Raw genomic sequence first — 24,101 nt, 5'->3', positions numbered from 1 at the left:
CAGAAAGGGAGGTTACATTGTGAGTAAGTTAGCACAGAAAAAAGGCTTTGGCGCAACGGTATGGGACTATCTGACAACAGTAGACCATAAGAAAATCGCCATCCTTTACCTTATTGCCGGCGGATTCTTCTTTATCGTCGGTGGCTTGGAAGCGATGTTTATTCGTATCCAGTTAGCTTTACCAAATAATGATTTTTTAGCTGCAGGCCTTTATAATGAAATACTTACTATGCATGGAACAACAATGATATTCCTGGCAGCGATGCCATTATTGTTTGCGTTTATGAACGCAGCTGTTCCTTTACAAATCGGCGCACGTGACGTTGCATTTCCATTTATCAACGCATTAGGTTTTTGGTTGTTCTTCTTCGGGGGAGTATTCCTGAACATGAGTTGGTTCTTAGGTGGCGCACCTGATGCTGGATGGACGTCTTACGCTTCGTTGTCTCTAGCTTCTGAAGGTCATGGAATTGACTTTTATGCGTTAGGACTCCAAATTTCGGGTATTGGTACGTTAATTGGTGGTATTAACTTCCTTGTTACAATCATCAACATGCGTGCACCTGGTATGACTTATATGCGTATGCCACTTTTTACTTGGTCTACGTTTGTAGCATCTGCATTAATTCTTTTTGCCTTTCCTCCATTAACTGTTGGGTTGGCATTAATGATGTTCGACCGCCTTTTCGGAACGGCTTTCTTTGATCCGAACCTTGGTGGTAACACTGTAATCTGGGAGCATTTATTCTGGATCTTCGGACATCCTGAAGTTTACATCTTAATCTTACCGGCATTCGGTATTTTCTCTGATGTATTCTCTACATTCTCTAAGAAACGTCTTTTCGGATATTCTTCCATGGTATTCGCAACAGTATTAATCGGTTTCTTAGGATTCATGGTGTGGGCTCACCACATGTTCACAACTGGTCTTGGCCCAATTGCGAACGCTATCTTTGCGGTTGCAACAATGGCAATTGCCGTACCAACTGGTATTAAAATCTTTAACTGGATGTTCACGATGTGGGGCGGACAGTTACAAATCAATACAGCAATGCTATGGTCAGTAGCATTCATTCCTACTTTCGTACTAGGTGGAGTAACTGGGGTAATGCTAGCATCAGCTGCTGCTGACTATCAATACCACGATTCTTATTTCGTTGTAGCCCATTTCCACTACGTAATCGTAGGTGGGGTAGTGTTTGGTCTTTTCGCGGGACTTCACTACTGGTGGCCGAAGATTTTCGGTAAGATTTTAGATGAGACTTTAGGAAAGATAACTTTCTGGTTATTCTTCATTGGTTTCCATTTAACGTTCTTTATCCAACATTTCCTTGGTCTTATGGGGATGCCACGTCGTGTATTCACATTCGGCGACGGTCTTGGTTGGAACTTTGGTAACTTAGTCAGCTCCATCGGTGCTATTTTCATGGCACTTGCAACAGTTGTTTTATTCATCAATATCGTAAAGACTGCTTTAAGCAAGCAGACTGTAGCTGGCGATGCTTGGGGCTACGGCCGTACATTAGAATGGTCCATTCCTTCACCACCACCAGAGCATAACTTTACGCAAACTCCACTTGTTCGTGGACTTGATCCTTTATGGGTTGAGAAGATGGAAGGTAAAAAAGGCATGACGCCTGCAGAACCAATCGGAGACATCCATATGCCAAACGGTTCTATTCTTCCATTCATCATCTCAATAGGCTTATTTATCGCAGCATTTGGTGTAATGTATAGAACTGATTTCACATGGGGTCTTCCTGTGATGATCATTGGGCTATTAGTAACATTTGGTGCTATGTTCTTCCGTTCAATAATTGATGATCATGGGTATCATATTCATAAAGAAGATCTTCTTGCTGAAGATGATGACAAGGGGGCGAAGCTATAATGCATACAGAAGAAAAATTCACAGCAGAAACTTTCCCAGCTTCGCCTGAAAAGGCGACCCTTGAAGGCAAAAACAAGTTTTTAGGCTTCTGGCTTTTCTTAGGCGGAGAGACTGTACTTTTTGCTTCATTGTTTGCAACATATTTAGCTTTAAGTGGACCTGATTCCATTGTTTCCGGTCCAGACCAAAAAGAATTATTTGATTTAGCTCTAGTTTTTGCTGCAACAATGATTCTTTTAACAAGTTCTTTAACAAGTGTGTACGCTATGTACCACATGAAAAACTTTAACTTCAAAAAGATGCAATTGTGGATGGGTATCACATGGCTTTTAGGATTATCATTCTTAATCCTAGAGATTTATGAGTTCAATCATTATATCCATTTAGGCCATACTATTACTAGTAGTGCATTTGGTTCTGCATTCTACGTATTAGTTGGTACTCACGGTGCCCACGTATTCTTCGGTTTACTTTGGATTGGAACTCTTTTAATCCGTAACATGAGACGTGGTTTGGATCTATACAATGCTCCTAAGTTCTATGTAGCATCACTATACTGGCACTTTATCGACGTTGTATGGTTATTCATCTTTACTGTTGTATATTTAATGGGATTGGTGTGATGACTGATGGCAAATACTCAATCAAATACAGGTAACCCAAAAGTAGACTTAGCATATCGTCGCAAAAAGAATAAGGAAGAAATGAAATACCAAGTGGTATCCTTCGTACTAATGATCTTCCTTACTCTACTTGCATTCCTTGCAGTAGGAGCAGAGATGTCCAAGTACTTTATTGTACCGTTCATCATCTTGCTTGCAATTGTCCAGTGTATTTTCCAACTATACTATTTCATGCATATGAACCATAAAGGACATGAAACTCCAGCTTTATTCTTATATTCTGGTTTGGCAGTTGGATTAATCACAATCTTGGCATTTACTACTATTATCTGGTGGTAAAAACCAAACAAAAAGGCAGCCCTTAGTGGCTGTCTTTTTTGTTAGTGTGACAGCGTAGAACTGATGATTTGCGTTCCAGGCGCTTCGCTTGCCTGCGGGGTCTCACCTGTCCCTTCCTCCTGCGGGCGTCTACGCGCCTTCCACTCCAATCAACAAGGTTACTTCATTCGTCGAAGGGTAGTAAAAAGGTGTATATGTGGATTTATTGATAAAGCATCAACTTTTAGTTTTTTTAATGTATAGCTGTTGATTGGAGCAAAAGGCGAAGACTCCTGAGGGAGATAAAGGTAGCTTGAGACTCCGCAGCGAAGTGAGGAGGCTCAAGCACCTTCCCTAGGAAAGCGAAGCCATTTGCGGAAATCAACAGCGGAGCATAACAAAACAACTAAAAAAACCGGGCGTTTTTTGCCTAGTTTTTCTTAGCTTTTCTTATTGGAATAGAAGTGTAACATTGTCTAATTCATGACACTTTCTGTTAATGAGGGCTATCCTTTTTGTATCACATTGAATGAGCTTGGTCTTGTATAGTATAATATGGTTATGCAAAGTGAGACTCATTAAGGTCTCTATAAAATTGAGGTGACAGCATAATGATCGGCAACTTGGATATGTTCGGATTCCAAGCTTTATGGAGTCCATTTTTATTAATTTTCACTATCCTTACCATAGCATTATATTTCTATATTACCGGTAAAGGGAGACACCGTTTCCAGGATTCTGAGGAGATATCAAACAAGCAACGTGCTTTATTCCTCATCAGTATGATACTGTTTTACCTTGTAAAAGGATCACCAGTTGATTTGTTATCTCACTTAATGTTAAGTGCTCATATGACGCAAATGGCGATATTATATCTGGTAATTCCACCTATTTTACTTATGGGTATGCCTGCTTGGGTTCTTAGAAAAGTCATTAATCTTCCAGTGGTCAAACCCGTGTTCCGGTTCATTTCGAAACCACTTATTGCATTATTCGTTTTTAATGTATTGTTCTCTCTTTATCATATACCAGTCGTATTTGACACGATAAAGGTTGATATGTTCTACCATACGGCATATACATCTGTAATGTTCTTAGGTGCTTTTATCATGTGGTGGCCTCTTGTTAATCCACTTCCTGAGGAACAGCGTCTTTCAGGCATTAAGAAAATTGGCTATATCATGGCAGACGGAATGTTATTGACACCTGCTTGTGCCTTAATTATTTTCGCAGATCAACCACTATATTCTACGTATTCTGAGTTAACTGCATGGATGGCAGCACTTGCTTTATGTGTACCAGCTGGAACCTTAAGCGGTCTTGATCTTGGTGGGCCAGAGTTGTTCAATGCTTTGCCATTGGTTGAAGATCAACAGCTTGGTGGTGTCATCATGAAAATCATCCAAGAAATCATGTACGGCAGTATTCTAGCCTACGTATTCTTCGGCTGGGCCAAGCGTGAACGTGAAAAAGACGAAATCGACCTAAACAAAGCCATGCACCCAAAAGTGGTGGAGTAAGGTAAGTATCTCCGTTATAACCAAGTTGATCGTAGTGGAAGGCGCGCAGACTTCTGCTTGAGGAAGGGACAGGGGAGACCCCGTAGGCTTGCCAAGGAGCCTCCCGGACCGCCCGCTAAAAGCGAAGCGCCTGGAACGGAAGATCAACGGTGCAAGATAAATACAAAGTAAGCAGCAACACTTTCTGTTGCTGTTTTTCTATGTAGCATTATTTACAATCTCATGAACGTTTTATATTCATGTTGATTGAACGTGAAATGTTTTCTAAAATAAAAGAATGAATAGAAGTACGAGAGGAGAACAAAATGGATTACTCAATCCCAATAATGCCTACAATCAGTACATTCTTTATTGTACTGAGCGCAATATTTGTCGCAATAGGCTGGTACTTAATTAGTAAACGCAAAATAGAGGCACATAAAAAAGCAATGTTTTTTGCAGCAATCTTCGCAATAATTTTCTTTGTAATCTATGCATCAAGAACTATTTTTGTTGGCAATACCAGCTTCGGAGGACCTGATGATATAAAAGTGTATTATACAATCTTCTTGCTTTTTCACATCACTCTTGCTACGGTTGGGGCTGTTATGGGAATTATCACCCTATGGACAGGCTACAAAAATAAGCTTGAAAAGCATAGAAAGCTTGGCCCGATAACAAGTATCATTTGGTTTTCTACCGCAATTACAGGTGTTGCAGTTTACTTACTTTTATATGTTATTTATCATGGTGGCGAAACTACTTCCGTTTTCAAAGCTATACTAGGTCTATAAGAACAAAAAAAAGGTGGTTGGACAATAGTCCAATCACCTTTTTTGCATGCTATATTTTAAAGTTCAGTTTAATAATACCTGCTTCACGTGCCGAATTAAATGCAATCAATAATAATGGTCCTACAATAAATCCAAGGATGCCAAGAAGCTTTAAACCAAGGTACATGGCAATCAATGTTGCTAGTGGAGAAAGTCCGATATGACTTCCCATAACTTTTGGTTCAACAGTCCTTCTAATGACTAAAAGCACAACAGCTAAAATGGACAATTGAGTTCCAAGTCCGATATCACCTGTAATGAAATGGAATATAGCCCATGGTCCCAAGATGACGATGGAACCAATAATGGGGATGAAATCAATGACCCAGATAATGAAAGCCATTAGTAAAGCTACCTCGGGTGAAATAAATAACAATCCAATCAAGCTGGCGAAAAATATAATGACGCTGACAAGGAATTGTGCTTTAAAGAAACCAAATACAACATAAGATAATCTTGAACTCATGAATTTTACTTTGGCTGCCGTTTCTTCTTTAAGGTGTGAATAAAGACCCGCTTTTAAGCGAGGCATATCAATTAAAAATAGGAAAAGGGCAATCAGGTAGACAATGAAACTGACCAAATAATTTGGAATATTTGTGAAAATACTCTTGATATTCTGTATATTAAACAAATCTGTCAAATATATTCTCAATTCATAAAGAAATTTGTCTACTTGCAGGCTGATTTCAGTAACAAATTCAGGCGGAAGATCTTCAGAAGCATTATTCATATCTGATTGAAAATCACGCCATACCCTGTTCACTTCATTTATGTAAGAAGGGGCATTCTCAACCAAGTTGATACCTTCTGTAATTACTTTTGTTGTTAGAAAATACCCTACAATCCCGATACTAGTCAAAAACAAAAGAAAAACGATGAAAACAGAAAGGTTTCTTTGTAGTTTCGCTCTTGCTTGTAAAAGCCTCACAAGAGGTTCAAGAAACATTGCAGTAATCAAAGCAATGATGATGGGAATTGATACAGGCAATATAAAAAATGCAATTATTGCTATTACAGCAATAATAATGAGTATAAAAAGTGTTCGTATACTAAACAGCGTTGACAATGGATGTCTCCTTTCTACTACCATACTCCTATATTAATTATAGTATGGATTTTATTGAAATAACAGTATGTATGAAAATAAATATGAGAACTGTTTCTGATTATACATTCTTATATATTTAGAAGGGAAAAATTAAATAAAAGTTAAGTAAGCACAGTTATAGTATAAAAGCATAAAATAATAAAACCCATAAAGAGAAAAGGAGGTATACATGATGTTGGTACTGAAGAAAGGACAGGAAGAGATGAGTAATATGCTGCTGCAAACTGTTATTTCTATCTGTGTTTCAGATATTGGTGATATAAAACTTCTCCCACCACGGTCGGTAGGTAAATTGTACTCTTTCATAAATAGAGACCAAATCAATCATGCAGTGATTAATCAAAATGATGAAAATAAGCTACGCATCGAGCTTTTTGTTGCTGTCGTATACAACAAGTGTATTCCACAAAAATGCAAGGAACTACAAGCATTGATTAAAAAAGAAATTGAAGTCATTACCGGTGAGACAGTATCTGAAATAAATATTCACGTTGATCATATATGGATCAAACAAAGTTTAAAGAAAAAAGGTGAAGCAAGCCCGTTATGACTGCAATTCACCTTGAGAACTCATTTGAATTATTTAATTGTATCCATACGTTCTTTAGCTTGTTTTAATAAAGAAGTTGAAGTAGATACTATATTTGAAGGAAATGTTTCGCCTTCTCCATACTCCACACCATGTGGATAATAATGCTTACCTAAAAGTGGTGTCATCAAGTTAATGATAGCATGTGAACCACCAATATCACCTTCTACAGCATAACCTTGTAAACGAAGGTAGAATGTGCCTTCTTTTGTTTCAAATTTTCTGTCATAGGTTACTCGCTCATAGTCCCATTGACCGGCAAGGTCAAAACCTAAGTCCTCCATGATGTCTGTAAAACGGGATAATTCCACTCTTTCATTTTCAAAGCCTGTATTCTCAATTTTCATGTATGTACACTCCTTTTTCTATCACTGTGAAACTAAATAAAGTATGCTCCCTGTTTTATAATAGTACGAAAGCGGACAACTTTCAATAAAAGGTTCTCAATCTCAGGCTGGTCCAGATAAGTTTTTTGGAAAAATTCATGATTTTGTAGAAAATGGTGAACCTAATGTTGTAGAAGAAGATACCTTTATCCTCTTCAAAATAGTGGACAGCTATGTATGAAATAAATCGGAGGTAGAAAAAAATGCAAACGGTAAGAGATGTTATGACGACGAATGTAGATTGTTGCACCCCATTGGATAATGTGTTCGAAGTTGCAACAAAAATGAAGGATCTGAATGTAGGGGCCATCCCAATTGTGGAAAATGGACAGCTATTGGGAATGATCACTGATAGGGACCTAGTTGTCCGAGGTATAGCAGAAAAACATCCAGGTTCTAATTCAGTAACAAATGTAATGAGCGACCACTTAATTACCATTGGTCCTGATACTTCTATTGCAGAGGCTTCTCATCTAATGGCAGAACATCAAGTCCGAAGATTGCCTGTAGTGGAAAATAGGCAGTTGATCGGAATAGTATCACTAGGAGATTTGGCTGTTAGGGATTACTCAGACGACCAAGCTGGAGATGCGCTTAGTGATATTTCAGAAAAATAACCTAAACATAGTACGCTGTTGATTTCCGTTCCAGGCGCTTCGCTTGCCTGCGGGCGGTCCGTGAGCCTCCTCGGCTTCGCCTGCGGGGTCTCACCTGTCCCTTCCTCCCGCGGGCGTCTTCGCGCCTTCCACTCTAATCAACAAGGTTACTTCATTCACCATAGGTCAAAAAGACGACCTAACAGAGTTATTAAAGTACCCTTGAAGTTTCTTTTAATGACTTACTAGCTGTGTATTGGAGCAAATGGCGTAGACTCCAGCGGGGGAGTAACGGTAGCTTGAGACCCCGCAACGAAGAGAGGAGGCTCAAGCACCGTCCCGCGGAAAGCGAAGCCATTTGCGGAAAGGAACAGCGGCGCAGTACCAATAACTAAATTCTTTAAAATTACCGGTTGATTATTAACCGGTTTATTTATGTTATAACAAAAGTATTCATTCTACTTTTATAGGGTATAGATAGAATAAATCTACTATTGTCTATTAAAACGTAAAATCGTGAATGAAAGTAAATCTAGTAAATATAATGATAGAAAAGGGAGGGAAAAGAGAAATGAGGGGATTATTCTTTTTGCTATTTATTGCATTTTGTTTATATTTGTTTGTTAATGTTGAACCGCATGAATTGGAACAGCTTATTACAGAACAACCATTAACTGGCCAAATTGCCACAGAGCAAAGACAATCAGAAGACAAAGCTTTCGTACAATCTGAAATTCAAATGAATCAAGAGATAGGCGGTCTAGCCTCTTTTATGGGGGAGGATTCACAAGTCTTATTGGACAAGCTAGGAGAACCGGTTAGAAAGGATCTGTCCTCCTATGATTACGAATGGTGGATTTATAATGAGAATTTGGAGAATTATATGCAATTTGGCGTGAGTGAGGGGAAGGTCGTCACGATTTTTAGTACAGGAAGTGAAAGTGAAAATGAACTGTTTAATGTAGGGCAATCTTACGATGAGTTGAATGATACATACAACTTTTCAAATGATTTGACAGTTTCCCATGAAGAAGGTTCTTATCGTTTTCAGTTAAAAGAAGAAGAATTGAAAACAAGACCTTTGCTTAAAGTGGAAGACTTCTATGTGCAGTTATATTTTGATAATTTTGAACAAACTCTTTCAAGTGTTCGCTACATGGACATCTCTACTCTGATTAAACAACGCCCTTATGAACTTTTATATAGAGGTCCATTAGTCGAACCAAAAGAGTTAAGCGAGGAAGAATGGGCAAGGGTCGAGGAAGGGGATGCAAAGCAGATTATTGACTTTACAAATATTATTAGACATCGCTTTGAGCTATCACCAGTAGAATGGGATGAAGATACAGCAGGGGTTGCATACTTACATAGTAAAGATATGATGGAGGAAGACTATTTTTCTCATACATCACCCACAAAAGGAAACTTGACTGATAGACTTACATTAGGAGAAGTCCCTTTTCGATTGGCTGGGGAAAATATCGCTGCAAAGTATGTGGACGGAGTTGCTGCAGTGGAAGGCTGGTTAAATAGTGAAGGGCACAGGAATACGTTATTAAATCCAAGATTTACCCACCTTGGTGTAGGAGTGAAGGAGAAATATTATACACAAAATTTTATAGAAACATGGTAGAACATAAAAAAGACAGTCATTCAAGGCTGCCTTTTTCTGTTCACTACTTTCATATCGCCTGCTAGAAAAACTTCACCATCCCAGCTTCCAACAATCTGTAATTGATCACCTTTACTAAATGAAGGAGGGTTACTTGTAGGAGTAAATGGCTGCCTATAAACAACTGTTGTAAGTCCATAATCATTTTGTATCAGACAAATGGTCTCCAGTATATACAGTTGATGATAAAACCGTTTGTTTTCTGTATGTATAGACAGGAGGTTCCCTACCAATCTAGCTTCAGAAGGGACGAGTGAGAGGTTCTTCCAACGCTCTTTCTGTTTCTTAGTCTCTTTTTTAGTGATCCAATAAAAATAACCAATTAGAATAGGGATAACGATGGCAGTAACCAATTCACCCTTCCTTTCTAGGTTCTTTTTGGAATAACAAAAAAACTGCCTGTTGCATGGGCAATCAAAACACCATCACTCCGATAGACTTTGCCTTCCATCACCAATAACTTTGTTCCTTTATGAATCACTGAAGCCACACATGTAAAATGATCCCCAACGCCTTTTGCTACGTAATTTACTTTCATTTCAGTCGTAACTGCAGCTTTGTCTTCTGGGATTAACTTGAAAGCAAGCGTACCCATAGCAGAGTCAAGCAATGTCGCCGTTAAACCTCCGTGTAAAATATCTAATGAGTTCTGAAGAAGTTCGGTGTTAGGGATCGTCATGGTTAAAGTATCTGGCTCTTGAAATTCACTGTTGATTTCCATAAGTGCCCCGATGTGTGTACTGTTCGAACCGTTTCTTATTCGTTCGATGCTCTTTAAATATAAGGAAGCTACATGTTTTTCCTCCTCCGTAGCATCTGATAAAAAGTGGTTCCATTGTTGCTTAATATCCATTACTCTGTCCTTCTTTCTCGAAAAAGTCTACCTTCATCTTATCAAGGGAGGACAAGGAAGAAAAGAAAAATAGGCGAACGCTTTTACTTTTTCCAAATAAAATAAACTAGGCATAATAACGAGGAGAGGGGTGAGAGAATGGCAACAAATCAAAAACATCCTAGCATTGAAAAGTTCAAAGACTTTGTAAAAAGACATCCAAAGCTTTCACAAGAAGTCAAGAGCAAGAAAAAGACCTGGCAAGATTTGTTTGAGGAATGGTATCTGCTAGGGGAAGAGGACGAGAGCTGGAAAAGTTTCCGTGATGACGAAACACAAGAGGAGAAAACAGAAAAAAAATCCGATGTTATTCCTCAACTGCTGCAATCTTTGAAAAAGATGGATGTGAACCAGATGCAGTATCATCTGACAAATGTCAATTCTGCTATAGGCAATATTCAGCAGTTAATTCAACAGTTCATACCAAATTCAACTAAAGGCAGTTCCCCAACCCAAGGAGTGAAAAATCCGTTTTCGTTTCGAAAAGACTAGGAATGGATGAGGCAAATGAGAAAAGACGTCTATGAATATATCCAAAAAAAGAAAACGTTAAAAAGTTACTTACGTGAACAACCTATATGGTATCGAACGCTAACTAGAAATCCAGAGAAGCTTAACGACTTTGAGTTATCCTCCATGCATTATTATAAGCAAACGATTCCTCATAAAGTGGAGAAGTTTCAAAACTCCGTTCAAATGGCTTCTATGATGGTTCATATGTTTCAAACAATGAAGAATATGGACTAAATTTGAAATTCAAGCGCACCACTTAAATGTGGGCGTATTTTTTAATTAGAATAGAATATATCCTCCTTTCTCAAACTATACAAATAGCAATACTAGAAAGGAGCAAAAAATATGAAAAAATCAATGTTGCTTATGATCTGTCTGTTAATACTTGTGCTTGGAGGCTGTAAAGAAGATCAACAAAAGCCCGAGAGTGAAGCAGCAACAGAAGTTGAGGTGGTCGAGGTCATTTCTACAAATACAACATCAAATAATAAAGATATCTCCATGACCTTGCATCATTCCGTGAAAGATCAGGACATCTATCTTGAATGTATTATTACACCAAATTTTGAATTTAAAGAGAAAAGCGGGACTAAAAAACAAGGTGAAGGTCAGGTTGTTGTCTACGTAGATAATAAAAAATGGGGAAGCTTCACAAAAGGTGCATTCATCCTTAAAGGCGTACCAAAAGGAGACCATAATTTGACCGTCAAATTGCTCCATAATGATGAGACGGAATACGGCGTAGAACAGACAATCCAGGTAGAAATTTAATCGCCACTTTGGGTATTATACATCTCTAGAAAAACATGGTATGATGGATTTGGAGGTGTATTCGATGATGATTGCAACTTTTGAGCATGTTCAAATGGTTGAAAAAGCAGAAGAATTAGCGAAAATGATTTGGCAGTCCGAACTTGCTGAAGACTATCATCGCTGTTTATATAATTTACAACATGACGAAGAAGCACAGGAGCTTATCCGTGCATTCGATTCTATAAAAGAAAGATATGAGGAAGTTCAGCGATTCGGAAAGTATCACCCCGATTATCGCAAAGTAACCCTAGAAACACGGGAGTTGAAACGTAAAGTGGATCTCCACGAAACCATCCATGCTTTTAAACAAGCTGAAGATGCCATTCAAAAAACCCTTGATGAGATTAGTGTGATGATAGGGCAGGCAGTTTCTACCAACGTTAAAGTGCCAACTGGTAACCCATTCTTCGATTCCCTATCAAGCTGCGGTGGCGGCTGTGGCTCTGGCGGCGGTTGTGGATGTAAAGCAAGCTAACAAAGAAAGAAGCTGCATAAATTGTAGCTTCTTTTTTTCGTTAAGCAATATACGGTGATTTCCGTTCCACGCGCTTGGCGTGCCTGCGGGCGGTCCGTGAGCCTCCTCTCAACGCTACAGGGGTTTCACCTGTCCCTTCCTCCCGCGGGTGTATACGCGCCTGCCACTCTAATCAAGAATGTTACTTCATTCACCTAAAGGTTTTATAAGGTATCTAACCAGGTTAACTGAATAAGCATTTACTTTTTGTTCTCGTGATCTATAGCTGTTGATTGGAGCAAAAGGCGAAGACTCCTGAGGAAGATAGCGGTAGCTTGAGACCCCTCAAGCGTTGCGAGGAGGCTCAAGCACTGCCCCTAGGAAAGCGAAGCCATTTGCGGAAATCAACAGCGGCGCTTAACCAAGCACCTAAACTATTTTACTCTCAACCGAATACAATCATCACAAAGATTCCCACAACAGAACATCTTTTCCTGAGGAACATAGAAGCGGTGCCTATAAACAAATAGAGATTTATCCCTTCTCACAAAATGCGTTTCCACTGTCACTTTCTTCCTATGCATTGCAACTTTTGAACAAACTCCAATAAAGGATATACCTTTACCTTCCCAACCATCAATATGTGTTGGATCAACCTCTACGTATAGAAAGGGAATACCTGCTACATGTTTTCGGAAACAGTTAAAGACTAAATCATTTTTATCAAGTTCTTCTAAAAAAACATCCCAAATCTGCTCCAACTCCATGAAAAACGCCCTTTCCTCTAATTAATGATCGAATATTCCCCAATTGGGGTGCGTTAAGTATGTCATAATTTTTCCATTCATGCTAAACTATAATAAAAACTGGATCAATATTTTTAAAGGGGTAAATCATATGCTATCACAAAGGCAAGGCATTGTGGTATGGCTACATTCATTGAAGCAAGCCAAACTGCTAAGGCGCTATGGAAATGTCATCTATATATCAAAAAAATTGAAATATGTCCTGTTCTATTGTAACAGTGAGGATACGGAAGCATTGGTGGAAAAGCTAAATAGACAATCTTATGTCAAAAAGGTAGAGGTTTCACATAAGCCGTCTATTAAAACTCATTATGAAAACTCCAGACCGGACAAAGCAAAAGAATATGACTATAAGATGGGCTTATAGAAAAAGCAGTACAAACTTAAGAAATTAGGTTTGGTACTGCTTTTTCTATTATAAAGAGATGTCCGGTACTGATATGTTTCATGATTACCTTAAAGCGGGAATATAATGGTTTAACCGCAATATTCCAATTAAATATTGAAAATAAAGCTCTTTTTCAGCAAAAACGTCTGTAGGTTTTACCTCGAATTGAATGATTTCTTTATCCAATTCCTTCGCCAGCTCTTGAAAAAGGTCAGCGCGTTTATTAGGTTGGAATTGATGGTTTGGAATCCCTTCCAAACTAATATAAAGAGCTTGAAAGTCACCAGGGTTTGTAGGTTTCATTACAACAACAAAAGAAGACAGATTTTGTTCGTTTTTCACCGTATGGAGCATAATGAGATGCTGCAGTCTATTTTTATTACTTCTTGCGAGCTCCATAAGTTCATATATATCAGAATAGCCTTCTCCGAGTTCAATAAAGCGTTGTATCATTTTATTTCTCCTCTCAACGAGCTTTACTCACACATACTTTACCATGTTCCATATGAAAATTGAAGCGAATATACAGTCTAAAGGAGGTATATCGATGCTTTGGTTCACCTTGTTTCTTATATCAAGTTTAATCGTTTTGTATATTCATGATCATTTTTACGGAAAGAATGCTTCCTCATCCAATAAGGGTCTGCCTATTAAAGGAATGCTTGTAACAGGAATTTTATACTACCTTGTCCAAGAAGGTCTTTTAAGCAAGGAAGAAGAAAAACTTTTAGAAGATAGAAGTCTTGAGGAAATAGAAGGATATGTTTCACAGAAAGGTATCTTGAATCAACATGAATGGGGAGAATTATGTTTGTCCCACTGTGAGACACATGACAATGTCTTGGATATTGATATGCCAACATAATAACCTAACAAAAAAACCCTGCTCGGATGTCCGGGCAGGGTCCTTCCATCCCTTGAAACGAATCAAGGTTAAGAAGGCAAAGGGAGAGGAGAAACCGGAGGAAGAACTTATGGGGAAACGTAAGTCTTCTCCGCGGTTGGCAACAACATCACACGAAAGGATGTTGTTAACACTAAGTATGAACCAAAAGGTGTAAAGCTATACACAATTGATAAAACTAAAATTGAGCCTGAGAAATACTTTTGAAATTCATGTCGAATATGATAGGATATTGATGATTGGTAATTTAGAAACAAAGTATGGTGAGAAGATGAGAGTAGTTTCAGGGAAATGGAAAGGTAGACAATTGAAAGCGGTTCCGGGAATGAATACGAGACCAACGACCGATAAAGTGAAAGAGTCCGTGTTTAATATGATCGGTCCATATTTTGACGGTGGTTCGGCACTTGACCTATTCGGAGGAAGCGGATCTCTTGGCATTGAGGCGTTAAGCCGTGGGGTCGACAAAGTAATCTTTGTTGACAAGGACGGAAAGGCCATTCAGACAATCAAGCAGAATATAGAAACCTTCCATTTAGAAGAACAGGTTGAAGTCTACCGAAACGATGCAATGAGAGCACTAAACGCATTAAAAAAACGTGAGGTCAAATTTGACTTAATCTTATTAGATCCCCCGTATAAAAAGCATCATTTAGAAGAATTGATACATAAAATAAGTGAATTTGATCTTCTGGTACAAAACGGACTGATCATGGCAGAACATAGCAATGAAGTGGAGTTGCCTGAAATTCTGGGTACATTTCAACGAACAAGAAAGGAAGTCTATGGGTTGACGGTCATCTCCGTTTACCACCATAGCAGTGGAGAAAAAGGGGGAGAATGACGTGGCAAGTGTAGCAGTTTGTCCGGGGAGTTTTGATCCGGTAACTTTCGGGCATCTAGATATAATTAAGAGAGCTTCTAAAGTATTTGATACGGTATATGTTTGTGTATTAAATAACTCATCTAAAAAACCTTTATTTTCTGTCGATGAGCGGGTTGATATGATTAAGCAGGTGACGAAAGAGTTTGGGAATGTAGAAGTAGAAGAATTCCATGGCTTACTTATTGATTATGCACACAGCAAAAATGCCCGTTCCATTGTAAGAGGGTTGCGCGCAGTATCTGATTTCGAATATGAGATGCAAATAACATCCATGAACAGAGTATTAGATGAAAGTATTGAAACATTGTTCATGATGACTAATAACCAGTATTCATTCTTAAGCTCAAGCATTGTGAAAGAAGTTGCGAAATATAATGGATCGGTATCAGAACTAGTTCCGCCGACAGTGGAAGAAGCTTTGAAAAAAAAGTTTCATAATAAAGAATAGAACGAAAGCTGTCATGAAAACCAATTTTCATGACGGCTTTTTTTTAATTGACATCATTTAAGCATGTTCATTTTAACAATTCGCTTTAACAGCAGCAAAAGGTAAATCCATAGCATGGAGATCGTAAATATAGGGCCATATGTCAGAAGCAGGCCAAAGACTGTTTCCCAAAATCCTTCCGGCAAATAGGGGGAAAAAACGGGCAAGTCTCCGTCGGCAGTCTCAAACCCTTTTAACCTTTGATCTAACGGCTGCCATAAAACAAAAGTAATAACTGCTGCAAAGACACCATGCAGGATTCGGGCGAGGAAGAAAGGTTTGAAGCGGATATCAGACTCTGCCAAAATGCTTGCAACCTGTGCTTGAACGGAGAACCCGCTGAAAGCAAGGAAGAAGCTGGTTATGACAATTTGCTCCATTAAACTGACCCCTTTTACTTCGCTTGTCAATTTTCCGCCTAGAGTAATTTCAAACAGCCCGGATATAAGTGGATAGCTAAGGTCTTTTGAAATATCAAATACACCTAGAAACACACTGATAATAGTTGCAAGTATAGCTGTAACGGAAAATATGGAAAGCATGCTGTTTAACACTGAAAAAAGAATCAAGAATCCACCAACCATTAGTAATGTCTGAACAGAGGACAATACTGCTTCCCCAAGCAGTTTCCCAATAGGCTTGTTGTTTTTTAGGCGTGTTTTGTGCAACTCGGAAAAAGCTTTTCTGATAGATATTTTTTGAGGAGTTCTAGACAGGTCATCTTGACGTTTGGAAACATAGTAAGGTCCATAAAATCGCATAATCAACCCGACACATATATTTCCTAAATAATGGGCAACGGCTAGAATAACTCCGACTTTTGGATTGTGAAAAAATCCAACTGCTATAGCGCCGAATATAAAAAGTGGATTAGAAGAGTTGGTGAAGGAGACAAGGCGTTCTCCCTCAACTTGCGTTATTTGGTTTTCCTGACGCAGCCTCACGGTTAATTTTGCTCCAGAAGGATAACCTGAAGCCATGCCCATAGCCCATACAAAACCTCCGACTCCAGGCACTCTGAAAAGTGGCCGCATAAAAGGCTCTAACAGGACCCCAATAAACGCCACTACACCAAATCCAATTAGGAGTTCACTGATTATTAAAAATGGCAGAAGGGACGGAAATACTATATCCCACCACATATTAAGTCCTCTTACACTTGCTTGAAAAGATGCTTGAGGGTTAAGAATAAGAGATAGTGTAAGCAGGGAAATGATTAAAGCTAAGAAAACTGTCTTGACCTTCGAATAATCCAACCGATTAACCCCCTTCATAAGAATAAAAACAACTAAAATGTTCACATATGAAAATAATCAATGATTACTTGATTTCTTTTTTGTACAAGAATGAATAGGTTTTTGTTAGAATAATAATAATTACCCTTAGATGAGTAACCAGGTTTGTCCCATCACCTTACCTTTCAATATACGTAAAAGGGATAGTGGAATAGAACCTAAAATGACCCAAGTCTTCACAGTTTGTTCACCAAGAAAAAGGAATAGCGTATGATAAATTAGAAGAATCAAAGGATAATGGTATAGGACTTGATAATTTGGTTGCTGTAAAGCTTTAGGTGGCTGTACACAGCTTGAGGTGATAACTTGAAAGAACCTATAGTAGGAGTCGCATTGGGATCTGGTGGTGCACGAGGTTTTGCTCACCTTGGCGCATTGAAAGTATTACAAGAAGAGAATATAAGCGTGGATCTGATTGCCGGAAGCAGTATGGGGGCACTTGTAGGAAGCTTCTATGCAATGGGACATGAAATGGATCGCCTATATAAAATTGCCACTGCATTCAAACGAAAGTATTACCTGGACTTTACTGTTCCAAAAATGGGATTTGTAAGTGGAAACCGGGTGAAAGAACTTATCCGCATGTTCACTCAAAACAAAAACATTGAAGAATTAGACATTCCCCTTTCCATCGTTACGACAGATTTGGAAAAGGCGGAGAAAGTAGTATTAACTAGTGGACCAATATCCGATGCTGTCAGGGCAAGTATTTCCATTCCAGGTATTTTTGTTCCAGAAAAAGTTAATGGACGTTTGCTGGTCGACGGTGGAGTTGTAGACCGTGTCCCGGCTAGCGTAGCGAAAGAAATGGGTGCAGATATTGTTATCGCGATAGACGTCTCACAAGTAAAAACCAATGAACCGGTTGATTCGATTTTCGATGTTATTTTGCAAACAATAGATATTATGCAAAACGAGTTGGTAAAACGAAGTGAAACGGAGGCAGATATTATGATAAGGCCTTCTGTTGCTCATTACAGTTCACGGGCATTTACCAACATTGAGGAAATCATTCGAATCGGTGAAGAAGCGACTAGACTGCAGATACCCTATATTAAGAAGACGATAGAGGAGTGGAAGGAGAAACAGCAACATGAAAAGTAGATATTTTATGAGGTCCCTTTTAATTGGGATAGTGCTAGCAGTGGTCTTGAATTTTGTGACATTGCCCTACTATGTAACACGTCCTGGTGATGCGCAGGAATTAAGGCCCCTTGTATCGGTAGAAGGCGGGGATGAAGACGAAGGAAGCTTTATGCTGACCACCGTTAAAATGGGGAAGGCAAATATTTTCACCTACGCCTTTGCAAAGGTAAGTGACTATCAAAATATCTTCCCTATCAACCAGATCCGTGCCGAGGATGAGTCAGACGAAGAGTATAACTACCGACAGTTACATATGATGGAGAGTTCTAAAGAAACAGCTATAAAAATAGCTTATGAGAAGGCTGGCAAAGAAGTTGAACTCATTTCCAAGGGAGTATATGTGTTCAGTGTTAAAAAAGGATTAGCAGCTGAAGGCAAGCTTGATATTGGTGACCGAATAACACATATAGATGGTAAAGCAACAGCGACCGCAGAGGAATTGATGGAAGTGGTCGGTGAAAAAAATATCGGGGACACAATAGATCTTACTTTTGATCGAGACGAGGAAGAAAAAACAACTTCCATTACATTAGGAGAGCATCCCGAGGACCCAAACCGTGCTGGGCTTGGAATCAGTTTATTAACGGATTACGAAATTACCATGGACCCTCCGATTACAATCAACACTGCTCAAATAGGAGGGCCGTCTGCAGGATTAATGTTCTCTTTGGAAATTTATAATCAACTTATGGATGAAGACATCTCCAAAGGGTATGAAATTGCAGGTACAGGAGCAATCAATGAAAAAGGAGAAGTCCTCCGAATCGGTGGAATTGCCCAAAAGATTGTTGCGGCCGATAACTCAGGCGTTGATATTTTCTTTGCACCAAATGAAAAAGGTGTGGAAGGGTCTAATTATCAAGAAGCCCTTGTAGCGGCGGAAGATATTAACACATCCATGAAGATTGTGCCTGTAGATACATTTGATGATGCGATTAAGTATTTGGAGCAATTGGAAGCTAAAAGTGAATAATGGGAAAACGCCTCACACATGGTGGTGAGGCGTTTTTTACGAAGAATTATTCTTTCGAATTTCGAATTGTCACAATAACCCGCAAAAAAGTCACAATAACAGTTGGAAAAGTCACAATAACCACAGAAATAGTTACAATAAGAACCTGAAAAGTTACAATCCAGGTAGTTAGTTACTTAATGTGACGGATAATTTTTTTATATAAACCTACTTTCCTGTTCATCATAACGTATCGGTGGTTTGGAAAACTCCTGCAGCATCCAATCACTCCGTGCAGGCTCTTGAAACTTCATGGCATATGTATTGGTTGCACGAATATCCATATCAAGCATCGCACTTTCCACACCAGACACTTTAGAAAGAATAGGCATTTCCACCTCTTTTTTAATTTGCTTCAAATAAGCTTGCCCACGCTTTGTCATACCTAACAAGCGAATATACTCACTTTGCTTAGAAGAAGAAACATTCTGCATAGCATCCTTTTTCGTGTTGGTAAGTAAATGAGTGCACATTCGCTGCAGTCTTGTCCACGTGTATCTCTTTGTTTTTAGCTTGGTCATAAATTCATGAAAAGTAGAACTTTCTTTCATAGTATGAATTAATCTGTGCTCGAGACCTTCCTCTACTTCATATATCTCTGAAAGCTCAGACGGTGTGCTACAAAGAACTCTGTATTTAAGGAGAGTGAAATAATCCTCCCATTGATGAAAGCTTCCTACGTGCTCTTTATAGTGACCTAACAGATTATATGTAGATTGAGGTACAAACCTTTGGACCTTTTCAATATTTCCACTATGATCAAAAAGATGTTTCCTTATGCTTGTTGCGCTGGCAATAGGTGTATCATTGAATTCTGGATCATGATAGCCAGCCCCTATCCTTTCAATGGTGCAAGGTTGCAAGGAACTTCTTTGATCTTGGATTGCTTTTACATAATGAAAACCAAGGATATTATTCGGTTGAGTCAAATCCAACACTTTTTCTCTGTTTTCAGTCAATCTTTTGAAGGCGAGAGAAGAAGCTTTCGGAAAGCTATAACCTTTTGCGATATACTTCTGAACAAACAAATCATACGTATCTTTATGTTCGTTCATTAAATGAATCGTACGTTCAAAGTCCTGAATGTTTCCCTGTTCACTACCAAAACACACATTGTCGCATTTTAATCCTGACAAAATGGATATCGAGCCACCTGCAAAAACTTCTGCTTTTTGTGTAGCAAATGCGTACGGCAATTCCACAACAATGTCGATGCCATTGGAAAGCGCCATTTTTGTTCGTGTCCACTTGGATACAAGCGCAGGTTCTCCTCGTTGAAGAAATTGCCCGCTCATTACAGCAATTACAACATCTGCACCTGTCAGTTTTTTTGATTCTGTCAAATGAAACAAATGTCCGTTATGAAAAGGGTTGTACTCCACAATTACACCTAAGGATTTCATTTCACACCCACTCCGTCTATATTTCATCAATCAATTATTTACTTGGATACTTGTTCAATTTACGTTATTATGTCTATAATTATAGTGTAAAGAAAAAATATTGACAAATAAACTTGCGAAAGCTATAATTACTTTTGTTGCCTTGAGGTGAATATCTTGTTGAAATGGACATTATTCCAGTTAAATCAGTTACAACATAAAGGTTTAGAAATCGATGAAACAGTTGATGTAAGTGAAATTACGGCACATAGTGAAATTCGATCTGTCAAACCAGTTCACGTAACTGGAAGAGCTGATTTAAGTTCAAGAAAAGCTACGTTTCATCTAACTGTGGAAGGTAGTATGGTTTTACCATGTTCACGTACGTTGGTTGATGTGGACTATCCTTTTACGATAAAAACAACTGAAACTTATCTTTTTCAGCCTGGCGAGTATGAAACGGATGAAGAAGAGTTGCATACGGTCGAAGGAGACGTTGTCGATTTAATGCCAATTATTCGAGAAGCGATTATCCTAGAAGTGCCGATGCAGGTTTTCAGTGATTCTCCCGATAAGGAAGAAGCAGCTCCCCAATCAGGTAAAGACTGGGGCGTCATTTCAGAAGAGGATACACAAGAAAAAGTGGATCCAAGACTTGCAGGACTGGCTAAGTTTTTTGAGAAAGACCAAGAGTAGACATTACATGATGTAGTAGATGCTCATTTTTTAAGGAGGTGGGAAGAATGGCTGTACCTTTCAGAAGAACGTCTAAAACTGTAAAAAGAAAGCGTCGTACACACTTTAAACTACAAGTTCCTGGTATGGTAGAATGCCCAAGCTGCGGTGAACAGAAATTATCACACCGTGTATGCCCGGCATGCGGTACTTACAAAGGGAAAGAAGTAGTAAATAAATAATGAAAAAAGCATGAGGCTTTATGCCTTGTGCTTTTTTTATGCGCTGGAACTCTTAAAGCCCCTTTACTCGCTGGAAGAACCGCAAACGGTAAAAGAGAAGCCGTCTCAAAGCCCGAAACTCATCCAAGGAACCGCAAACGGTAACAGAGAAACTTACTCAACTCTTTCCTACTATCAATACGACCACATAATCCCCACACCACACCAAAAATAAGTTAAAATAAACACAATACTCCAAAAAAGGTGGTCCACAAAATCATGACAGAATTAAAAGTCAACACTCACATAGATGATGACCAATACTACTGGTTTACCATCAACCGCCCAGACAAACGAAATGCCATCGATTATGATGTAATGAACGAATTAAAGTCTTCACTAAAGCAAGTCAGAGAAAATCCTGCCATCCGAGCTTTCATCATTACTGGCAGTGGAAATCAATCGTTTTGTTCCGGTGGGGACCTGTCCGTATTTCATGCATTACATACAAAAGAAGAAGCCTACAGCATGCTTTCAAAAATGGGAATGATTTTATATGACCTCACGACGCTGCCGGTTCCAACCGTTGCTTTAATAAACGGAACTGCAATAGGGGGAGGTTGTGAAATTGCATCTGCCTGTGATCAACGCTGGGCTTTAACTCATGCAAAACTTGGATTTGTACAAGGCAGACTTGGCATCACCACCGGTTGGGGAGGAGCGAGCATGTTGATGGAAAAAATACCGCATGCAAGTGCTATGAAAATGTTGACGTCTGCTAAAACGTATACAGCCAGTGAAGCATTGGAGTTAGGGTTTATCCAAAAAGTGGTCCCATTTTTCGAGCCCCAGTCATTACAAGAGGAAATCGCCGTTTCTTCCGCGGTGTTGAGAAGTTACAAAAAGAGTGTTATCTCCAGATGGGAACAGACAGCTTTAAAAGAAAGAATGCTAGCTGAGATAGAGCAATGTTCCGTCCTTTGGGAACAAGATGAACATCACGATGCCGTAAAAGCTTTTTTAGAAAGTAAGAAAAAGTAGAATACAGGGCATTTTAGTCAACACGTAGTCTATCTTTTCTATTACACGCATATGTATAGGTAAAAAAAGTGTGTAAGGGGGATAGCAATATGTCTACTGTTCGTCAAGATGCTTGGACTCAAGATGAAGATTTATTGTTGGCGGAAGTGGTTTTACGATATATAAGAGAAGGTGGAACCCAATTGACTGCGTTTGAGGAAGTGGGAAAAAAGCTTTCTCGGACATCTGCTGCTTGCGGTTTTCGGTGGAATTCATATGTGAGGAAACAATATGCAACAGGAATTGAACTGGCGAAGAAACAACGTAAAGAGCTGAAAAAAGAGCAAGCTGCTCCTCAACCTGTCGCCTTTGAAAATGATTTTGGTGCAATTAATAATAAATTATATGCAGGAGATAACCTGACAATTTCAGCTGTAATCAGTTACTTAAATCATCTAGAGCAATTAGAAAATGAATATACAAAAATTAAAGAAGAGAATCAAAGCCTGAAAAAGCAAGTGGAACAGTTAGAAGCTGACCTTAAACATATAGCAGAGGCTAAGCTGGAACTTGAATCATCCATGAATTTGGTAGAAGAAGATTACCGTGCTCTAATCGAAATTATGGAGCGCGCCAGGAAAATGGTTGTACTACAAGATGATGAAAAAAACAAAAAAGTGAAATTTCAAATGGATCGCAACGGGAATTTAGAGAGAGTGGAGAAATAGCATCTTGAAATCGGAACCATCCTTTTACCAGGGTGGTTTTTTAATTGGTTATGGGTCATAACACACGTTACTCTATACGCCCGAAGGCAGGAGAAACCACCTGAAATGTCCAATAGAACGGTTCTATACGCCCGAACGGGAGGAGAAACCACCTGAAATGTCCAATAGAACGGTTCTATACGCCCGAAGGCAGGAGAAACCACCTGAAATGTCCAATAGAACGGTTCTATACGCCCGAACGAGAGGAGAAACCACCTGAAATGTCCAATAGAACGGTTCTATACGCCCGAACGGGAGGAGAAATCACCTGAAATGTCCAATAGAACGGTTCTATACCCCCGGGCAACAGGAGAATGCTCTTGAAATGTCTAATAGAACGGTTCTATACGCCTGAACGACAGGAGAATCCCTTTTATTCACTCGAATTCCATAGTTATGACCACAAAAATCTACAAAGAGTTGAGTTGAATAGATACATTAGAGGGATTTAGTTGTATAATGAAAAAGTAATGGAATGATCTGGATGGTTCCTGAAAGGAGAGATATTTTGCCTGAAATACATACTAAGCACCCTATTCTTCTTTTTGATGGGGTATGTAATTTGTGTAATTCCATGGTGACTTTTGTGATAAAACATGACAAAGAAGCGAACTTTAAGTTTGCCTCGCTTCAGTCTGAAGGGGGACAAACCATATTAAAGGAGCATTCTCTCCCTTTGGACCAGTTTGATAGCTTCTATTATGTAGATAGCAAGAAACTATATACGAAGTCTACAGCAGCTTTAAAAGTAGCTAAAGAATTAGATGGTGCTTGGAAGCTTTTGTATCCTTTGATTATTATACCTAAACCTCTAAGAGATATAGTTTATTCTTTTATTGCGAGAAATCGCTATAGATGGTTCGGAAAGAAAGACCAATGTATGTTGCCAAACCCAGAAATGAAAAAAAGATTTCTATAGGAG

General features: G+C 38.9%; 31 protein-coding genes. 23 read left to right on the top strand and 8 right to left on the bottom strand.

The genetic code is table 11. From position 1 onward, the window contains the following. Window positions 1-19: 19 nt before the first annotated feature. The 5 genes from ctaD to FZC76_RS02215 all read left to right on the top strand — a co-directional run bounded on the left by ctaD (window position 20) and on the right by FZC76_RS02215 (window position 5,125). Entirely contained in the window at window positions 20-1,891 is a 1,872-nt protein-coding gene (gene ctaD / locus FZC76_RS02235) for a cytochrome c oxidase subunit I (protein WP_148986644.1), read from the top strand. Further along, a complete protein-coding gene (locus FZC76_RS02230; RefSeq protein WP_010193000.1) occupies window positions 1,891-2,514 on the top strand; it encodes a cytochrome (ubi)quinol oxidase subunit III in 624 nt (207 codons plus the stop codon). The genes ctaD and FZC76_RS02230 overlap by 1 nt, the downstream gene beginning before the upstream one ends. A gap of 6 nt (window positions 2,515-2,520) precedes the next feature. After that, on the top strand, window positions 2,521-2,853 hold the full coding sequence (gene ctaF, locus FZC76_RS02225) for a cytochrome c oxidase subunit IVB (protein WP_060666854.1): 333 nt from the start codon (window positions 2,521-2,523) through the stop codon (window positions 2,851-2,853). 590 nt (window positions 2,854-3,443) lie between these two features. Beyond that, the gene (gene ctaG / locus FZC76_RS02220) at window positions 3,444-4,352 is read left to right on the top strand and encodes a cytochrome c oxidase assembly factor CtaG (RefSeq protein WP_148986643.1); all 909 of its coding nucleotides are present in this window, start codon (window positions 3,444-3,446) and stop codon (window positions 4,350-4,352) included. Window positions 4,353-4,657: 305 nt separating this feature from the next. Further along, window positions 4,658-5,125 carry a DUF420 domain-containing protein gene (locus FZC76_RS02215; RefSeq protein ID WP_148986642.1) on the top strand — a complete coding sequence of 156 codons (468 nt, stop codon included), beginning with the start codon at window positions 4,658-4,660 and terminating at the stop codon, window positions 5,123-5,125. Between the two features lie 49 nt (window positions 5,126-5,174). Here FZC76_RS02215 and ytvI read toward each other — a convergent pair whose 3' ends face one another. After that, window positions 5,175-6,233, bottom strand: coding sequence for a sporulation integral membrane protein YtvI (gene ytvI / locus FZC76_RS02210; protein WP_148986641.1), 1,059 nt, complete (start codon window positions 6,231-6,233; stop codon window positions 5,175-5,177). A gap of 211 nt (window positions 6,234-6,444) precedes the next feature. Between ytvI and FZC76_RS02205 the strand changes: the two genes are divergently transcribed. After that, a complete protein-coding gene (locus FZC76_RS02205) occupies window positions 6,445-6,825 on the top strand; it encodes an Asp23/Gls24 family envelope stress response protein (RefSeq protein WP_148986640.1) in 381 nt (126 codons plus the stop codon). A gap of 29 nt (window positions 6,826-6,854) precedes the next feature. On the opposite strand, the gene FZC76_RS02200 is transcribed toward FZC76_RS02205, so the two are convergent. Further along, the gene (locus FZC76_RS02200; RefSeq protein WP_148986639.1) at window positions 6,855-7,211 is read right to left on the bottom strand and encodes a YugN family protein; all 357 of its coding nucleotides are present in this window, start codon (window positions 7,209-7,211) and stop codon (window positions 6,855-6,857) included. A 242-nt stretch (window positions 7,212-7,453) separates the two neighbouring features. On the opposite strand from FZC76_RS02200, the gene FZC76_RS02195 reads away from it, so the two are divergent. Both FZC76_RS02195 and FZC76_RS02190 read left to right on the top strand, forming a co-directional pair. Continuing rightward, a complete protein-coding gene (locus FZC76_RS02195) occupies window positions 7,454-7,867 on the top strand; it encodes a CBS domain-containing protein (RefSeq protein WP_148986638.1) in 414 nt (137 codons plus the stop codon). A 550-nt stretch (window positions 7,868-8,417) separates the two neighbouring features. Then, window positions 8,418-9,479, top strand: a complete 1,062-nt coding sequence (locus FZC76_RS02190; protein ID WP_148986637.1) for a CAP domain-containing protein — start codon at window positions 8,418-8,420, stop codon at window positions 9,477-9,479. Window positions 9,480-9,499: 20 nt separating this feature from the next. Here the strand turns inward: FZC76_RS02190 and FZC76_RS02185 are convergent, their stop codons facing one another. Continuing rightward, a complete protein-coding gene (locus tag FZC76_RS02185; protein WP_148986636.1) occupies window positions 9,500-9,871 on the bottom strand; it encodes a hypothetical protein in 372 nt (123 codons plus the stop codon). 14 nt (window positions 9,872-9,885) lie between these two features. Then, entirely contained in the window at window positions 9,886-10,371 is a 486-nt protein-coding gene (locus FZC76_RS02180) for a PaaI family thioesterase (RefSeq protein ID WP_148986635.1), read from the bottom strand. A gap of 138 nt (window positions 10,372-10,509) precedes the next feature. Here FZC76_RS02180 and FZC76_RS02175 point away from each other — a divergent pair, with 138 nt between their 5' ends. The 4 genes from FZC76_RS02175 (at window position 10,510) to FZC76_RS02160 (ending at window position 12,211) form a co-directional block, all read left to right on the top strand. Then, entirely contained in the window at window positions 10,510-10,902 is a 393-nt protein-coding gene (locus FZC76_RS02175) for a YlbD family protein (protein WP_148986634.1), read from the top strand. Between the two features lie 15 nt (window positions 10,903-10,917). Continuing rightward, window positions 10,918-11,157, top strand: coding sequence for a YlbE-like family protein (locus FZC76_RS02170; RefSeq protein ID WP_088018023.1), 240 nt, complete (start codon window positions 10,918-10,920; stop codon window positions 11,155-11,157). Window positions 11,158-11,268: 111 nt separating this feature from the next. Beyond that, window positions 11,269-11,694, top strand: coding sequence for a hypothetical protein (locus FZC76_RS02165; RefSeq protein ID WP_148986633.1), 426 nt, complete (start codon window positions 11,269-11,271; stop codon window positions 11,692-11,694). A 67-nt stretch (window positions 11,695-11,761) separates the two neighbouring features. Next, window positions 11,762-12,211 carry a YlbF family regulator gene (locus FZC76_RS02160; RefSeq protein WP_148986976.1) on the top strand — a complete coding sequence of 150 codons (450 nt, stop codon included), beginning with the start codon at window positions 11,762-11,764 and terminating at the stop codon, window positions 12,209-12,211. Window positions 12,212-12,624: 413 nt separating this feature from the next. Here the strand turns inward: FZC76_RS02160 and FZC76_RS02150 are convergent, their stop codons facing one another. Next, window positions 12,625-12,957: a hypothetical protein gene (locus FZC76_RS02150; RefSeq protein ID WP_148986631.1), complete on the bottom strand. Its 333-nt coding sequence runs from the start codon at window positions 12,955-12,957 to the stop codon at window positions 12,625-12,627. A gap of 130 nt (window positions 12,958-13,087) precedes the next feature. On the opposite strand from FZC76_RS02150, the gene FZC76_RS02145 reads away from it, so the two are divergent. Then, window positions 13,088-13,363 (top strand): YlbG family protein, encoded by a 276-nt coding sequence (locus FZC76_RS02145; protein WP_060666840.1) that lies wholly within the window; start codon window positions 13,088-13,090, stop codon window positions 13,361-13,363. 84 nt (window positions 13,364-13,447) lie between these two features. Here FZC76_RS02145 and FZC76_RS02140 read toward each other — a convergent pair whose 3' ends face one another. Continuing rightward, on the bottom strand, window positions 13,448-13,837 hold the full coding sequence (locus tag FZC76_RS02140) for a DUF7147 family protein (protein ID WP_148986630.1): 390 nt from the start codon (window positions 13,835-13,837) through the stop codon (window positions 13,448-13,450). A 94-nt stretch (window positions 13,838-13,931) separates the two neighbouring features. On the opposite strand from FZC76_RS02140, the gene FZC76_RS02135 reads away from it, so the two are divergent. The 3 genes from FZC76_RS02135 to coaD all read left to right on the top strand — a co-directional run bounded on the left by FZC76_RS02135 (window position 13,932) and on the right by coaD (window position 15,622). Continuing rightward, window positions 13,932-14,249 (top strand): hypothetical protein, encoded by a 318-nt coding sequence (locus tag FZC76_RS02135; RefSeq protein ID WP_148986629.1) that lies wholly within the window; start codon window positions 13,932-13,934, stop codon window positions 14,247-14,249. Between the two features lie 310 nt (window positions 14,250-14,559). After that, window positions 14,560-15,132, top strand: a complete 573-nt coding sequence (gene rsmD, locus FZC76_RS02130) for a 16S rRNA (guanine(966)-N(2))-methyltransferase RsmD (protein WP_148986975.1) — start codon at window positions 14,560-14,562, stop codon at window positions 15,130-15,132. Between the two features lies 1 nt (window position 15,133). Continuing rightward, window positions 15,134-15,622 (top strand): pantetheine-phosphate adenylyltransferase, encoded by a 489-nt coding sequence (gene coaD / locus FZC76_RS02125; protein ID WP_148986628.1) that lies wholly within the window; start codon window positions 15,134-15,136, stop codon window positions 15,620-15,622. Window positions 15,623-15,675: 53 nt separating this feature from the next. On the opposite strand, the gene ylbJ is transcribed toward coaD, so the two are convergent. Next, a complete protein-coding gene (gene ylbJ / locus FZC76_RS02120) occupies window positions 15,676-16,935 on the bottom strand; it encodes a sporulation integral membrane protein YlbJ (RefSeq protein ID WP_392396802.1) in 1,260 nt (419 codons plus the stop codon). Window positions 16,936-17,262: 327 nt separating this feature from the next. Between ylbJ and FZC76_RS02115 the strand changes: the two genes are divergently transcribed. Then, a complete protein-coding gene (locus FZC76_RS02115; protein ID WP_148986626.1) occupies window positions 17,263-18,060 on the top strand; it encodes a patatin-like phospholipase family protein in 798 nt (265 codons plus the stop codon). After that, entirely contained in the window at window positions 18,050-19,075 is a 1,026-nt protein-coding gene (locus FZC76_RS02110; protein WP_148986624.1) for a SepM family pheromone-processing serine protease, read from the top strand. Before FZC76_RS02115 ends, FZC76_RS02110 begins: the two co-directional genes overlap by 11 nt. A gap of 197 nt (window positions 19,076-19,272) precedes the next feature. Here FZC76_RS02110 and FZC76_RS02105 read toward each other — a convergent pair whose 3' ends face one another. Beyond that, entirely contained in the window at window positions 19,273-20,517 is a 1,245-nt protein-coding gene (locus tag FZC76_RS02105; protein WP_148986622.1) for a nucleotidyltransferase, read from the bottom strand. A 159-nt stretch (window positions 20,518-20,676) separates the two neighbouring features. Here FZC76_RS02105 and FZC76_RS02100 point away from each other — a divergent pair, with 159 nt between their 5' ends. The 5 genes from FZC76_RS02100 to FZC76_RS02080 all read left to right on the top strand — a co-directional run bounded on the left by FZC76_RS02100 (window position 20,677) and on the right by FZC76_RS02080 (window position 24,098). After that, window positions 20,677-21,192 (top strand): YceD family protein, encoded by a 516-nt coding sequence (locus FZC76_RS02100; protein WP_060666832.1) that lies wholly within the window; start codon window positions 20,677-20,679, stop codon window positions 21,190-21,192. A gap of 47 nt (window positions 21,193-21,239) precedes the next feature. Further along, window positions 21,240-21,413: a 50S ribosomal protein L32 gene (gene rpmF, locus FZC76_RS02095; RefSeq protein WP_010193033.1), complete on the top strand. Its 174-nt coding sequence runs from the start codon at window positions 21,240-21,242 to the stop codon at window positions 21,411-21,413. A gap of 258 nt (window positions 21,414-21,671) precedes the next feature. Then, window positions 21,672-22,433, top strand: coding sequence for an enoyl-CoA hydratase/isomerase family protein (locus FZC76_RS02090; RefSeq protein WP_148986621.1), 762 nt, complete (start codon window positions 21,672-21,674; stop codon window positions 22,431-22,433). 89 nt (window positions 22,434-22,522) lie between these two features. Next, window positions 22,523-23,140: an RsfA family transcriptional regulator gene (locus tag FZC76_RS02085; RefSeq protein WP_060665790.1), complete on the top strand. Its 618-nt coding sequence runs from the start codon at window positions 22,523-22,525 to the stop codon at window positions 23,138-23,140. Between the two features lie 514 nt (window positions 23,141-23,654). Beyond that, window positions 23,655-24,098 carry a thiol-disulfide oxidoreductase DCC family protein gene (locus tag FZC76_RS02080; RefSeq protein ID WP_148986619.1) on the top strand — a complete coding sequence of 148 codons (444 nt, stop codon included), beginning with the start codon at window positions 23,655-23,657 and terminating at the stop codon, window positions 24,096-24,098. Window positions 24,099-24,101: the final 3 nt, after the last annotated feature.

Origin of the sequence: Sutcliffiella horikoshii (assembly GCF_008180725.1) — a bacterium.
GTDB classification, from domain to species: Bacteria; Bacillota; Bacilli; order Bacillales; family Bacillaceae_I; genus Sutcliffiella_A; species Sutcliffiella_A horikoshii_B.
The sequence above is the reverse complement of the archived record's forward strand: the minus strand, read 5'-3'. Positions and strand labels throughout refer to the sequence as shown.

What these genes read in the sequence shown, in the direction of transcription:
- FZC76_RS02230 (WP_010193000.1), top strand. Translation starts at nt 1,891, where the DNA reads ATGCATACAGAAGAAAAATTCACAGCAGAAACTTTCCCAGCTTCGCCT.
- ctaF (WP_060666854.1), top strand. Translation starts at nt 2,521, where the DNA reads ATGGCAAATACTCAATCAAATACAGGTAACCCAAAAGTAGACTTAGCA.
- ctaG (WP_148986643.1), top strand. Translation starts at nt 3,444, where the DNA reads ATGATCGGCAACTTGGATATGTTCGGATTCCAAGCTTTATGGAGTCCA.
- FZC76_RS02215 (WP_148986642.1), top strand. Translation starts at nt 4,658, where the DNA reads ATGGATTACTCAATCCCAATAATGCCTACAATCAGTACATTCTTTATT.
- FZC76_RS02205 (WP_148986640.1), top strand. Translation starts at nt 6,445, where the DNA reads ATGATGTTGGTACTGAAGAAAGGACAGGAAGAGATGAGTAATATGCTG.
- FZC76_RS02200 (WP_148986639.1), bottom strand. Translation starts at nt 7,211, where the DNA reads ATGAAAATTGAGAATACAGGCTTTGAAAATGAAAGAGTGGAATTATCC.
- FZC76_RS02195 (WP_148986638.1), top strand. Translation starts at nt 7,454, where the DNA reads ATGCAAACGGTAAGAGATGTTATGACGACGAATGTAGATTGTTGCACC.
- FZC76_RS02190 (WP_148986637.1), top strand. Translation starts at nt 8,418, where the DNA reads ATGAGGGGATTATTCTTTTTGCTATTTATTGCATTTTGTTTATATTTG.
- FZC76_RS02180 (WP_148986635.1), bottom strand. Translation starts at nt 10,371, where the DNA reads ATGGATATTAAGCAACAATGGAACCACTTTTTATCAGATGCTACGGAG.
- FZC76_RS02175 (WP_148986634.1), top strand. Translation starts at nt 10,510, where the DNA reads ATGGCAACAAATCAAAAACATCCTAGCATTGAAAAGTTCAAAGACTTT.
- FZC76_RS02170 (WP_088018023.1), top strand. Translation starts at nt 10,918, where the DNA reads ATGAGAAAAGACGTCTATGAATATATCCAAAAAAAGAAAACGTTAAAA.
- FZC76_RS02165 (WP_148986633.1), top strand. Translation starts at nt 11,269, where the DNA reads ATGAAAAAATCAATGTTGCTTATGATCTGTCTGTTAATACTTGTGCTT.
- FZC76_RS02160 (WP_148986976.1), top strand. Translation starts at nt 11,762, where the DNA reads ATGATTGCAACTTTTGAGCATGTTCAAATGGTTGAAAAAGCAGAAGAA.
- FZC76_RS02150 (WP_148986631.1), bottom strand. Translation starts at nt 12,957, where the DNA reads ATGGAGTTGGAGCAGATTTGGGATGTTTTTTTAGAAGAACTTGATAAA.
- FZC76_RS02145 (WP_060666840.1), top strand. Translation starts at nt 13,088, where the DNA reads ATGCTATCACAAAGGCAAGGCATTGTGGTATGGCTACATTCATTGAAG.
- FZC76_RS02140 (WP_148986630.1), bottom strand. Translation starts at nt 13,837, where the DNA reads ATGATACAACGCTTTATTGAACTCGGAGAAGGCTATTCTGATATATAT.
- FZC76_RS02135 (WP_148986629.1), top strand. Translation starts at nt 13,932, where the DNA reads ATGCTTTGGTTCACCTTGTTTCTTATATCAAGTTTAATCGTTTTGTAT.
- rsmD (WP_148986975.1), top strand. Translation starts at nt 14,560, where the DNA reads ATGAGAGTAGTTTCAGGGAAATGGAAAGGTAGACAATTGAAAGCGGTT.
- ylbJ (WP_392396802.1), bottom strand. Translation starts at nt 16,935, where the DNA reads ATGAAGGGGGTTAATCGGTTGGATTATTCGAAGGTCAAGACAGTTTTC.
- FZC76_RS02110 (WP_148986624.1), top strand. Translation starts at nt 18,050, where the DNA reads ATGAAAAGTAGATATTTTATGAGGTCCCTTTTAATTGGGATAGTGCTA.
- FZC76_RS02105 (WP_148986622.1), bottom strand. Translation starts at nt 20,517, where the DNA reads ATGAAATCCTTAGGTGTAATTGTGGAGTACAACCCTTTTCATAACGGA.
- rpmF (WP_010193033.1), top strand. Translation starts at nt 21,240, where the DNA reads ATGGCTGTACCTTTCAGAAGAACGTCTAAAACTGTAAAAAGAAAGCGT.
- FZC76_RS02090 (WP_148986621.1), top strand. Translation starts at nt 21,672, where the DNA reads ATGACAGAATTAAAAGTCAACACTCACATAGATGATGACCAATACTAC.
- FZC76_RS02085 (WP_060665790.1), top strand. Translation starts at nt 22,523, where the DNA reads ATGTCTACTGTTCGTCAAGATGCTTGGACTCAAGATGAAGATTTATTG.
- FZC76_RS02080 (WP_148986619.1), top strand. Translation starts at nt 23,655, where the DNA reads ATGATCTGGATGGTTCCTGAAAGGAGAGATATTTTGCCTGAAATACAT.